The 777-nt window shown below is 62.0% G+C and carries 1 pseudogene; it reads right to left on the reverse strand.

Annotated features, from left to right (window positions below):
- Positions 1–777: pseudogene (locus JHJ32_RS22625) on the reverse strand (DUF11 domain-containing protein); the annotation flags it as partial.

The following is a 777-nucleotide window of genomic DNA, read 5'->3' on the forward strand; positions in this document are numbered from 1 at the left end:
GTTCACGGCGGTTGCATCGCTCGGGCCGTGGTTCGTCACCGTGATGATGTAGTCAACCGATTCACCCGGAACGAAGGTCGCCTGCCCGGCCGTGCTGGTTACCTTCACCGTCTCGATGTCCGCTTCCGGTTCCGGGGTCAACGGCGTTGTCTCGCACTGCGGGCAGTCCGGATTGGGGTCCGGCGTCGGTGTGGTCACCGTCACCGCGTTCACCAGCGTGCCGGTGAAGTCCGAAGGCGTCTGTACCGTCACCGTATAGGTCACCACCGCGCCGTTAGGCAATACCGGTATGGTCTCGTTCAGGTTACCGCTACCGCTTGCGTTCGGAAGCGTCACTGCACCGGTGGTCACCACCGCCGTCCAGTTTGTTATCACCGTACCGGCTGGTGCCGTATCCTCCACGTTCACGGCGGTTGCATCGCTCGGGCCGTGGTTGGCCACCGTGATGGTGTACTCAACCGATTCACCCGGAACGAACGTCGCCTGCCCGGCCGTGCTGGTTACCTTCACCGTTTCGATGTCCGCTTCCGGTGTGGGTGTCAACGGCGTGGTCTCGCACTGCGTACAGTCCGGATTGGGGTCCGGTGTCGGTGTGGTCACCGTCACCGCGTTCACCAGCTGACCGGTGAAGTCCGATGGCGTCTGTACCGTCACCGTATAGGTTACCACCGCACCGTTAGGCAATGTGGGTATCGTCTCATTGATGTCGCCTGTGCCGCTTGTGTTGGGCAGGCTCACCGTACCGCTGGTTACCACCGCCGTCCAGTTTGTTATCAC

This window comes from Parapedobacter sp. ISTM3, from assembly GCF_016533505.1.
Taxonomy (GTDB): Bacteria; Bacteroidota; Bacteroidia; order Sphingobacteriales; family Sphingobacteriaceae; genus Parapedobacter; species Parapedobacter luteus.